The sequence below is a fragment of the Bacillota bacterium genome (assembly GCA_013314855.1).
GTDB lineage: Bacteria > Bacillota > Clostridia > Acetivibrionales > DUMC01 > Ch48.
The window spans coordinates 1-11,542 of sequence record JABUEW010000129.1; the positions used below are offsets into that span (position 1 = coordinate 1).

General features: G+C 37.0%; 8 protein-coding genes and 3 tRNA genes. 5 read left to right on the top strand and 6 right to left on the bottom strand.

All coding sequences use genetic code 11. From position 1 onward, the window contains the following. The 3 genes from HPY74_17095 to HPY74_17105 all read left to right on the top strand — a co-directional run. Positions 1–215 (top strand): transposase (locus tag HPY74_17095; GenBank protein ID NSW92355.1); only part of this gene is annotated, 215 nt, incomplete at its 5' end. A gap of 116 nt (positions 216–331) precedes the next feature. Next, positions 332–1,111 carry an MBL fold metallo-hydrolase gene (locus tag HPY74_17100; protein NSW92356.1) on the top strand — a complete coding sequence of 260 codons (780 nt, stop codon included), beginning with the start codon at positions 332–334 and terminating at the stop codon, positions 1,109–1,111. Between the two features lie 249 nt (positions 1,112–1,360). Next, complete coding sequence (locus HPY74_17105) at positions 1,361–1,732, top strand: VOC family protein (protein NSW92357.1); 372 nt, start codon at positions 1,361–1,363, stop codon at positions 1,730–1,732. A gap of 192 nt (positions 1,733–1,924) precedes the next feature. On the opposite strand, the gene HPY74_17110 is transcribed toward HPY74_17105, so the two are convergent. Beyond that, complete coding sequence (locus HPY74_17110; protein NSW92358.1) at positions 1,925–3,160, bottom strand: hypothetical protein; 1,236 nt, start codon at positions 3,158–3,160, stop codon at positions 1,925–1,927. A 658-nt stretch (positions 3,161–3,818) separates the two neighbouring features. Between HPY74_17110 and HPY74_17115 the strand changes: the two genes are divergently transcribed. Both HPY74_17115 and HPY74_17120 read left to right on the top strand, forming a co-directional pair. Beyond that, positions 3,819–3,895 (top strand) — tRNA-Met (locus tag HPY74_17115). A gap of 5 nt (positions 3,896–3,900) precedes the next feature. Then, positions 3,901–3,975: transfer RNA gene (locus tag HPY74_17120), tRNA-Glu, on the top strand. A 145-nt stretch (positions 3,976–4,120) separates the two neighbouring features. Here HPY74_17120 and glgB read toward each other — a convergent pair. From glgB to HPY74_17145, 5 genes are all read right to left on the bottom strand, one after another. Next, positions 4,121–6,379 carry a 1,4-alpha-glucan branching protein GlgB gene (gene glgB / locus HPY74_17125; protein ID NSW92359.1) on the bottom strand — a complete coding sequence of 753 codons (2,259 nt, stop codon included), beginning with the start codon at positions 6,377–6,379 and terminating at the stop codon, positions 4,121–4,123. A gap of 86 nt (positions 6,380–6,465) precedes the next feature. Further along, positions 6,466–9,645 (bottom strand): alpha-mannosidase, encoded by a 3,180-nt coding sequence (locus HPY74_17130; GenBank protein ID NSW92360.1) that lies wholly within the window; start codon positions 9,643–9,645, stop codon positions 6,466–6,468. After that, the gene (locus HPY74_17135) at positions 9,632–10,717 is read right to left on the bottom strand and encodes a class I mannose-6-phosphate isomerase (GenBank protein ID NSW92361.1); all 1,086 of its coding nucleotides are present in this window, start codon (positions 10,715–10,717) and stop codon (positions 9,632–9,634) included. Before HPY74_17135 ends, HPY74_17130 begins: the two co-directional genes overlap by 14 nt. A 91-nt stretch (positions 10,718–10,808) precedes the next feature. Further along, positions 10,809–10,884 (bottom strand) — tRNA-Val (locus HPY74_17140). A 355-nt stretch (positions 10,885–11,239) separates the two neighbouring features. After that, positions 11,240–11,440 carry a cold-shock protein gene (locus tag HPY74_17145; protein ID NSW92362.1) on the bottom strand — a complete coding sequence of 67 codons (201 nt, stop codon included), beginning with the start codon at positions 11,438–11,440 and terminating at the stop codon, positions 11,240–11,242. Positions 11,441–11,542: the final 102 nt, after the last annotated feature.

Consider the following 11,542-nt stretch of genomic DNA (forward strand, 5'->3'; position numbering starts at 1 on the left):
TGACATCCTGGGAAGAAAATGAGTTTGGAATTAAGTATCGCAGAAGCTGGAAGGGTTATGATTTTGGTATTTTGAATGAGCTTTCGGATGAGGGGCTGATTGGAGGCAGCCATAAATCAAAATCAGTGAGCATTGGTGAAGATGGCATTAAGAAGGCTAAAGAATTGCTTAAGAAGTATGGGTTTGAAGAACTACTTGAAAATAAAGAAGATTAGCAATACTTTGATATAATATAAGTGTACAGGGACAATAGTTATTCGGTGGTGTGTGTTATGCTGGGGTTACCGTACAATAATATAATACTTATAATACTGAAGAGCAGGTAGCCATAATGGATGGAAAACAGATTAAGATTTGGTATTTACGCCATAGCGGGTTTGCAGTAGAAACGCAGGAGCATTTTATTGTGTTTGACTATTCTTCGGATAGTCCTCAAAGGGATGCCAGATGTTTGGATAACGGAGCTGTTTCTTCACATGACCTTGAGGCAAGAAGAAATATATTTGTTTTTGTATCTCACAGCCACAGCGACCACTTTAATCCCGTGATTTATGAATGGATTAAGGCAAATCCAAATATCAAATACATATTAAGTTATGATATACGGGATGATATACAGTTAGTCAATAAGAATGCAGCAAGTGAGCGTCCCAACTTTTATTTTATATTCCCATATCAGGAAATTAAAATAGGAAGTGTTAGAATAAAGACATATGGTTCTACTGACATAGGGGTATCGTTTTTAGTAGAAGTAGACGGGTTTTACATATTCCATGCAGGGGATTTGAACTGCTGGTATTGGTATTATGAGTCAACCCTTGATGAATTGGAGGAAGATCAGGGCAAATTTATAAAGGAAATTGAAAGGATTAAAGGAGAAAAGATTGATATTGCATTCTTTCCGGTTGACCCCAGACTAAAAGAGTATTGCCATATGGGCGGTGAGTATTTTATAAAAGCAATAAAGCCAAAACTATTTATACCCATGCACTTTTGGGATCAATATCCGGTTACAAAGGAATTTGCCGATAAGGTAAAGGATTTACCTGCAAAAGTTATAACCTTATGGCGTAGAGGACAGCAAATTATATATAATAAACCTACATTGTAATTGTATTGGAACTTAAACGCAGAACAAGCCAAAATATTTCCTTTGAATTTCCAAACTTGATTTGCATCATAAAATTTGCAATCGTAGAATTTACATCATAGAATTTAAATTGTATAATTTATATTGCATTATATAATTTGTATTAAAATATATAAGCAATATTAAAAACATAAAGCATATTGTTCTTTTATATTATTTATATATTATTCTTTAGAAAAAGTGAGAAAGATAAGAAAGGGGTAAAGGACGATGAAGTTTTCAATTGCTCATACCAATTTTAATGTTACGGACCTGGAAAAAAGCGTGGCTTTCTACAAGGAAGCCCTGGGATTAAAGGAAATTAGAAGGAAAGAAGCATCTGACGGAAGTTTTATATTGGTGTTCATGGGTGACGAAACTACCGAGCATCAGATAGAGCTTACCTGGCTCAGGGATCGAAAAGAGCCATATGACCTGTCTGATAATGAAATACACTTAGCCCTTGTTGTTGATGACTTCAATGCCGCTTATGAACATCACAAGAATATGGGCTGCATATGTTTTGAAAACAAGTCTATGGGGATTTACTTTATTGAAGACCCTGACGGGTATTGGGTTGAAATTATTCCTCAAAGGAAGTAATAGGGTACAAAGGATAGAGTTAACCGGATTATGAAAAACCTAATTGGAGCTTGAATATGGATGATCCGTACAAAAGAGCCAAAAGGGAATCTAATAATATAGCGCTTTAGCTTTATCCTAAACTCAAGAAAATTTGCTTCGATGTTCAAGTCATGAGCGAAGCGAATTTTCTTGACTTCATATTCAATCATTCTAATAATTCTTCACCATATCCATAGCGATTTCCTGCCATTTGAAAATGTTCTCGGGTCTTTTGCAACAGGTACTGATATCCTTAAGGACAATGTCGCAAGAGCAATTATTTCTTCTGCATGCATCAAGAATGGCACCAAGTTCCTTCCTTAGATTTTCCTCATCCAGCATAGGCACTGATACAGAGGAAGGATTAGGTTTTGCAGAAAGCACATATTTTTTATTAATAGCTTCAGCTGCAACATCAACATTTGCCCAGGGTGTGACGGAGATCTTACGAAGGTTTGGTATTTTCTCAACAATATCGATTTTTTTATCTAATGGTTCGCAGCAGCCATAGTATACAAGACCGCATTGCCCTACTGTCTTTTTCATATACTCGATATCAAATTCCTCATGCATTTGTTTGGAAACAGCTCCGAATATTTGGGCGGCACCTCTACCCCAGACATCCTTTCTTGTAAGTTTTTCCCCATCAAAACTCTTACTGGGCAGATCACTGGTATGAATAGGAGTGCAATGCAAGCTGTAAGAATTGTTATCCAATAAATCCAGGGCTTCTATTTGATCTAAATATGACAATTTAATATCCGTTAGTTTTTGAGCTATCTTATGCATAAATTCAGGACGCTCAACCAGGTCAATTAACAAATTTGTTACACCACGGTACCTTGCTATGTCATCCCAGATTGCCATGCTGAAGTAACCAATACCTGCAAGTTTAACCGGCAATATATCTCCTAATATTTCTCCGACTAATTGGTAGCGCTTTAGTGTTTCTTCCCTGTCATAGGTAATTATCGGGTTATGCAGTTTTTCTAAATCTTCTTCAGTTTGCAATACATCTTTATACATATGTGATTTGATATTATTATTTTCATCAGTAGCTAATACTTCTTCTTCCACAGAAATGCCAATCCCTGTGGAGTGTATGACTTTATTGACCGGAATAAATGGGGGTACAATCATATCGGCAGGCATATACTTATTCTTGTAAATATTACTGCGCAAAAACCATTCTATTGTACGTAAATATGTATCCGTGCATTGTAATGTCAGTTCGTTATTGATATTCATCTCGCTCCATGGAAGTTCATCAATTAATACTACTGGTCTTATCTGTTTTAAATCATTAACTGCTTTATGAAGCCTTATATTTTCATAATTTTTATCACTATTTGCAATTTTAAAATACTCATACGCCAACCTTCTTAATATTTTTACATCTTCCATCATACAAACAACCCCCTTGCAAAGTTGTTCTTGATTTCTGTCGACTTGACAATCATAATATAATCCCACCTTAGTTAATATATTGACTATTAAATTAACTAAATTATTATAATATGAACTTTTAATTTGGTCAATATTCTAGCTAAGTTTTTAATAAAATATGCAAAGAACGGTTTGAATTAAAGAAAATATGCGGCAGGTTAGAACAGCCAACGGAAGATGTTTCGATGGCATATAATCAATCAGTTTCCTTATGACGATTTATGTATTCGAAAACCAAATTAAGGTACTTCCGGTATATGCTTATGATTTTACCTGCATTTCGCATCCATAATTTACCACTATGTCTGCTACCATTTTACAAATAAATCATGTCAAATACATCTGTAGTAGAATCATTTGTAGTAGAATCATTTGTATTTCCCGCTAATACGCCAAATCCAACCAACTTTTACAGCATGTGACTTTAGCTGTTCAGATAAACTCCTACCATATATGTTAATATATGGTACATTTAATCGCACAGATCGAAATTCATACGGTCGAAATTTTTTTCTTGACTTTATCGCTAAGTATCTGCTAAAATAAAATAGCATGTTGCGGGTTACCTATTCGTATAAAGTATAAAGTTACGTAGCCCATTTATTATAGCAGCTATTATGGCGGCGTAGCTCAGTTGGCAAGAGCATGCGGTTCATACCCGCAGTGTCGTTGGTTCAAATCCGACCGCCGCTACCATAAATGGCCCATTGGTCAAGCGGTTAAGACACCGCCCTTTCACGGCGGTAACAGGGGTTCGAGTCCCCTATGGGTCACCAGATATTAAAGGCAGTCTTGATAAATTATCAAAACTGCCTTACTTTATTGTCAACTTATGATTACATGGTTTAGCAAAATAAAGTTTATACATATAAAATTTATACATAAGCTTTATGAGTTTTATTCCATGAAATCCGGTATAATTCATTCCATGATGAACTTCGGTTTCAATATAATCATTGCTAATGGTGGAATTTTAAGATTTATGGAGTATGGCCTGTTGTGAAAGCCCAATTCTTCAGCCTGTACCCCTCCAAAATTTCCTACATTGCTTCCTCCATAATTTTGGGAATCGCTGTTAAATATCTCCTGATAAAATACATTGAAAGGAGCTCCTATTCTATAGTTTTCATACACTATAGGAGTAAAGTTGCACACAAATATCAGCATATCCCGCCAATTTTTCCCTTTACGGATAAAGGATACCACTCCGTGATCCGAATCATTGCAGTCAATCCATTCAAAGCCTTCATAACTAAAGTCCACTTCATAGAAAGCTTTTTCACTTTTATATAAAGTATTCAAGTCCTTGACATATTTTTGAAGTTTTTTGTGCATTTCATAATCCAGCAAGTGCCAGTCAAGACTACGTTTATAATCCCACTCGATAAATTGTCCGAATTCTCCACCCATAAAAAGAAGCTTTTTCCCTGGATGTCCATACATATATCCATAGCTTACCCTTAACCCTGCAAATTTTTGCCAATAGTCCCCCGGCATTTTATTTATCATGGAACACTTCCCGTGGACAACTTCATCATGAGAAAGGACCAGGATAAAATTCTCAGAAAAAGCATACATTATTGAGAATGTCAAATTATTATGATGGTATTTCCGGTATATTGGATCCATGCTTATATACCTTATATAATCATTCATCCAGCCCATATTCCATTTAAAGGAAAAGCCCAGTCCCCCGACATAAGGAGGTTTTGATACTAGTGCCCATGAGGTTGATTCTTCGGCTATCATCATAACACCGGGATAATAGTGGAATACCGTAGTATTCAACTGCCGCAAAAACTCTATGGCATCCACATTTTCCTTGCCTCCCCATTTATTAGGCAGCCATTCTCCCTGCTTTTTGCCGTAATCCAGATATAACATTGAAGCAACCGCATCTACTCTCAGCCCATCTATATGGTATTTTTCAAACCAGAATAAGGCATTAGAAATTAAGAAATTTTTTACTTCATATCTTCCATAATTGAATATATGTGTCCCCCAGTCAGGGTGTTCTCCCTGCCTCGGATCATAATGCTCATATAGGGCCGAACCGTCAAATCTGGCCAGCCCGTGGCCGTCTTTGGGGAAATGGGCAGGGACCCAGTCTATAATAACACCAATACCTTCCTGATGACATCTATCGACAAAATACATAAATTCTTCGGGTTTACCATACCTGCTTGTAAGGGAATAGTATCCGGTAACCTGGTATCCCCATGAACCATCATAAGGATGCTCAGCTATAGGAAGTAGCTCAATATGGGTATACCCCATTTCTTTTACATAACTCACCAGCTTATCCGCCAACTCAGTATATGTAAGGAACCTATCTCCTTCCTCAGTTACTCTTGCCCATGAACCCAAATGGACTTCATATATAGCTACAGGCTTATCAAAAAAATTGCCGCTGTCCCGCTGCCTCATCCATATGCTGTCGCCCCACTTATATCCGTCCAGATCATACACAACTGACGCCGTACCCGGCCTCAACTCTGAGTAAAATGCATATGGGTCTGCTTTAAGGTATAGTTCGTTGCTCTGGGTTTTTATTTCATATTTATATATTTCCCCTTCACTAATCCCTGGTATAAATATCTCCCATACACCTGATGGGCCCCTGTTTCTCATTTGATGCCGTCTTCCATCCCATTGATTGAAGTTCCCAACTACACTGACTCTTTTTGCACAGGGTGCCCAAACAGCAAATAATGTGCCTTTTACTCCATTTATTGTACAAATATGGGCTCCAAGCTTCTCATATATTTTATGATGATTGCCCTCGTTAAAAAGATGAAAATCAAAATCCGTAAGGACAGGTGGAAAACAATACGGATCATATATCCTGTAGCAATTGCCATGGTAATCACTTATTTCAATATTATAGGGAAAAAAGTTTTCCTTTCCTGGTATTACCAGTTCAAAAAAACCTTTTTCATGGATTTTCTCCATTTTGTATGATACCTCTTTTCCCAGGCCTATTACCAGGGCACTTTCCGCATTAGGCAGGAAAGCCCTCACTACAAGGGCTTTCCTTCTATTTAAAATACCATCCTCTTCTGAAGAAGCTCCTTTTATATCATTAAGACTTACAACATGCATTCCTAAAACACTAAAAGGGTCATGATGCTCTGCATTTATTATTCTAAAAACTTCATCTATCCTGGCAGTTGTGTTCATTACACATTCCCTTCTATGTATAATATTTATAGCTATTTACAACTATATTAGTATATCTATACCGACATATTTATATTACGCGTATTTTATATTACCCGTATTTTAAATGTTTTAATTTCATAAGGCTTTATTATAAACTCAAAACTATTACCTGTAACGCCAACTCTTTCAATATTATTCTCCATAAGGTCGCATTCCCATACTTCAGAAAGCTTTTTAAAGAAGGTAAGGGTTGCCTTTGTCCTCCTGTTATAACATTCATACATTCTTATTATTATATCCTCACTGTCTTCGGCTTTCTTGACAACCTCAATAACAACATTTTCCTTATCAATTTTCGCCAATGAAAATTCCTCAGGCAACTCACCGGTATGAGCATCTTCTATTATAGAATACATGGGGCAATTGAGGAAATAAGCCATTTGCACAGTATTTCCCTCTCTCCAATCTCCTTTGTGGGGATAAAGAGAATAAGTGAATTCATGGACTTCTCTGTCTGCATCTACATTTGGATATATTGCAGACTTTAACAGTGAGATTCTTATAACACTGTCTTTTATATCATGGCCATATTTGCTTTCATTAAGCAGGCTTACACCATAATCATCCTCTGAAAGGTCAACCCATTTATGCGCTACTGATTCAAATCTTGCAACGTCCCAACTGGTATTCCAGTGCGTCGGCCTTTCTACGTTGCCATATTGTATTTCGAATGTAGCTTTGTCAGAATGCACATCAACAGGAAAAGCAGCTTTAAGGAGTATTTGCTTTTCCTTCCAGTCTACCCGTGTCTTAAAATCTATTCTTGGTACCTGGTTGTAGATATAAATATACTGCTCAATTATAGAATCTAGAAACTTCCTTATCAACTTTACTGCAGTTCTTACAGGACCATTTTCTACAACTTCTGCACTTTCAACATCATTTACTTCCCACATCTTTTCCTGGTAATATATGTTTATATCCCATGCATCATAATTATGGGGTTTATCTTCAAAAGCCTGTATTACATTTGCCCTTTGACCTTCTTTAACAACTTCCCTGCAATTTACCTTATCATAAATGGATGTTATGTTGTAGTTTTCATCAAACTTTATATCAAAAAACTCATTGCTTATAGAATTTATTGAATTAATAGAATTTGTTGACTGTTCAACATTTATCGGCCTTATTTTAAAAGCTTTATACCCCTTTGAAGGTACATTTTCAGCAAAGAATAATACCCTGCGCTTACTCGGATTATTCACTTTCTCAGCTTTTGTTACAACCCCGCAATCTGCTATGAGCTGGGAAGGTAAGACTTTACCATTGCGGTCAATAATCTCCACGGCATTATACCCATCAGGTAATTCAACCTCTACCAGATCACTCCGTTCAAAGCTTAATTGATTAAATACAGTAACGGATGTGTCCTTAAGGTCTATTTTTGCAGCAATGCCTTTAATTGCATTATTAATTAAATTCCGCCCTGCTTCAGTTATGGCAAGGTACTGCTCCTTTGAATCTTCATATACTTCTTTTATTGAAGATCCGGGGAGTATATCGTGGAATTGGTTAAGTAGAAGAATTTCCCAGCCATTATTAATTTTTTCCTGCGGATATTCACCCCATCCAGCAACATATTTGCCTATAACAGACAGCATTTCTGCATCTTGGTAGAGAAACTCGCACTTGCGGTTGAATTTTTTGTTTCTAGCCATGGAAGTATAAGTACCCCTGTGATACTCAAGGTATAGCTCTCCTACCCATTTGGGAAGTTTTTTGTTTCCTGCAAGTTTTTTCTCAAGTTTTTTAAAATAATCCAAAGATTTACCGATTTTTACTTTGGGACAACCGGGTATTCCTTTTGCCATTCGCCTTGCGTTTTCAAGCATTTCCTTGGTAGGCCCACCACCGCCGTCTCCATACCCGAAGGATACTAACACATCATTGTTCAGATCTTTTTGTTGATACCTCTCCCAAGCCCCTATTATCTGAGGTGGTGCAAGAATACCATTATATGTAGTAATGTAGGAATTATTCTTAAAATTCCTTTCCCTGGTAGTTATGAAATGAGTCAGTATTTCGGTACCATCTATCCCCCTCCACATAAAAGTGTCATATGGCAGTTTATTATACTCGTTCCAGCTGATTTTGGTTGTCATAAAATAATCCACACCGGACTTTTTGAGTATTTGTGGCAAAGCAGCACTGTATCCGAAAACATCGGGCAGCCACAGTATTCTGTTTTTTATACCAAACTCATCCTTGAAGAACCTTGTACCGAACAACACCTGCCTGACCAGGGATTCCCCCGACGATATATTACAGTCAGCTTCAAGCCACATTGCCCCTTCAGGCTCCCATCTTCCTTCTTTCACTCTTTCCTTGATTTTTTCATAGATCTCAGGATAATCTTCTTTTATAAATTTATACAATTGGGGTTGACTTGACATAAATATATATTCAGGATATTGTTCCATAAGTGAAAGTACTGTTGAAAAACTCCTTGCAGTCTTTTCCCTGGTTTGTGCCAGTGTCCACAGCCAGGCCACATCTATGTGGGTGTGCCCAATACATGTTGCAACATAGTCTTCGTGGCCGCAGTACTTGGCATAAAATTCTTTCTCCAGGTATTGGTTTGCTCTGTCAACAGATTCATAGAAACCAGTCGAAAATGGTTTACGCAAATCCAGAATATTTATTGTTTCATTCAAAAACCCAATTATATCAATTCTTCTCTTATCTTCTTTTTCAAGAAGAACTGCCACATCATACGGTACTTTTAAATTATAGTAAAGACTTTCCACTTTTCTGTCCAATATGGCAATAGTTGCATTAAGCTCAACCAATCCTTCGTGCATTCCCGAATAAGCATGGAGCATGACATTGTAAACCTCTCCGGCAGAAGCCTTTTCAGACAAGATAATTTCCCTGTGGTTTACATCCAGGCCTTGAATTAGATTACCATTAATAAAAACTACAAATTGGGGATTTAACGCGTCCCATCCCCCTTCTCTTCCGGTTTTTACTTCAAGCACCACTGTCTTTCCGTCAAACTCTTTAGGGATTTCCACATTGGTGAAGAACAAGAAAGATTTGTCTCTTTCACCCCACCTGTCTCCAGGGTTAAATTCAACCCAGCCCTCGGAATCATCAAAATCTATATTGCGAGCACTGTATGGGCCGGGTTTCATTTTAAATTTAGGGATGTTTCTTTTTTCAGGGTGTATATAACCCTGAAGTTCATTAATTATTCGTCTGATTCTTTCTTCATAAAAATACATGATTCTCTCTCCTTCCTGGCACATATGCCTTTATTGCCTTAATATTACCAAATATTACGTATTTACCCATATCAGCTGGTATAAAAATTGATTCCCCAGCTCTAACGTCCATTTTCCTATTAAAATATTCTATACCTTGCCTGTTTTTTCCTCCATTACAATCATCCTCATCTATATTACCACTCAAACAACCGCCAATTCCATAACATATAGTCCCTTCTCCCTCAATAAAAATGTATATACAAAACCTGCTCCCATCTGCAATTTCTTTAACCTCACCCCGTACATCATATAATTCTACTGAGAAATACCTGTTTTTTACCAAATATGTTACTGTGCAATCATTATTAATTGGAACAGTAATTCCTTTTAATTTCCCTTGTTTTGCTGCAGCACTGGAAAAATCAATTACATCCAGGGCTTTCTGAATATGCAGTGGTCTTTTATTTCCGTCCTTGTCCACCCTGTTATAATCGTAAACCCTATAAGTATTGTTGGAGTTTTGCTGTACTTCTGCAAGCACTATACCTTCGCCGATAGCATGGATAATTCCTGCAGGGATGTTTATTGCATCCCCCTCAGACACTTCAATATAGTTCAGGTATTTTTCTACCAAACCATTTTCCAGGGCTTCTTTAAATACCCCCCTGGTAGTTCCGGGCTTTAACCCGTATATTAACTTCGCTCCGGGTTTTGCAGATATTATATACCACATTTCGTTCTTACCACTTTTATCCTCTTCGTGTAAAACAGCATATTTATCATCCGGATGTACCTGTACTGAAAGCTTATTATTAGCATCAATAAGCTTCACAAGCAGGGGAAACCTGTCTCCCGGCTTCCAGGATAGACTCTTCCCCATTGCCTTATATTGGAACTTGTTTATATATTCAGATAACGGCATACCTTGGAATTCGCCATTGGCAATAATGCTTTCCCCATCAGGATGACAGGATACCTCCCAGCTTTCTGCAACTATTCCTTTAGGAAGCACTTTTCCCAGTTTTTCCAGGTTTCTGCCTCCCCACAAATAATCCTTATATACAGGTTTGAATTTTAAAGGATACAACATTTTGCTTTTTTAACACTCCTCCATGCTCAGCAAAGAAATTTATAAAAAACAAAAGGTTTGAAGGCTTTAATCCTCAAACCCTTAATTTCGCTGGTGGGCGCTATAGGGATCGAACCTATGACCCCCTGCTTGTAAGGCAGATGCTCTCCCAGCTGAGCTAAGCGCCCTCTTCACTTATATCATTTACACTTATCTTATATACTGTAACAGTTAGTATACAGAAAATATTAAATAAAGTCAATGGCAAAAACTTTAATATTCTTCTTTAATTTAGTCTTATTATAGTTGAACTTATTATTTCACATTAATACTTAATAATGCTTCTTATTACTATTCCCTTCAGCACTGTTACTTTTTCTGAAGGATTGCAGTTTCCAACTCTCACTTCTCATTCTCCCCATTTATCCGTAATAATATAAAACCCCGATATAGCAGTTTCTAACTATATCGGGTCTGGATGGCTACATTGCTTCTATATTATTGAAATATTATTAAATTTAAAGTCTCTGAGCTTCCGTTTAATTATAGCTTATGAACATTTGCAGCCTGGGGGCCTTTTGCCCCTTCTACAACTTCAAACTCAACTTCAGCGCCTTCCTCCAATGTCTTAAACCCATCCATGTTTATTGCTGAAAAATGGACGAAAACATCATTTCCGTTTTCTCTTTCAATAAAACCAAAACCCTTTTCAGCACTAAACCATTTTACTTTCCCTTTTTCCATTATTAAATCCTCCTGAAACCAAACTTCTACCTGGTATATTACCAAGCATTTATCAGTTTATCATACTCATAAATATAATGTCAACTAAAATGAGCGCATTTC

Coding starts and splice junctions, on each gene's coding strand:
- HPY74_17100 (NSW92356.1), top strand. CDS start 332: ATGGATGGAAAACAGATTAAGATTTGGTATTTACGCCATAGCGGGTTT.
- HPY74_17105 (NSW92357.1), top strand. CDS start 1,361: ATGAAGTTTTCAATTGCTCATACCAATTTTAATGTTACGGACCTGGAA.
- HPY74_17110 (NSW92358.1), bottom strand. CDS start 3,160: ATGATGGAAGATGTAAAAATATTAAGAAGGTTGGCGTATGAGTATTTT.
- glgB (NSW92359.1), bottom strand. CDS start 6,379: ATGAACACAACTGCCAGGATAGATGAAGTTTTTAGAATAATAAATGCA.
- HPY74_17130 (NSW92360.1), bottom strand. CDS start 9,645: ATGTATTTTTATGAAGAAAGAATCAGACGAATAATTAATGAACTTCAG.
- HPY74_17135 (NSW92361.1), bottom strand. CDS start 10,717: ATGTTGTATCCTTTAAAATTCAAACCTGTATATAAGGATTATTTGTGG.
- HPY74_17145 (NSW92362.1), bottom strand. CDS start 11,440: ATGGAAAAAGGGAAAGTAAAATGGTTTAGTGCTGAAAAGGGTTTTGGT.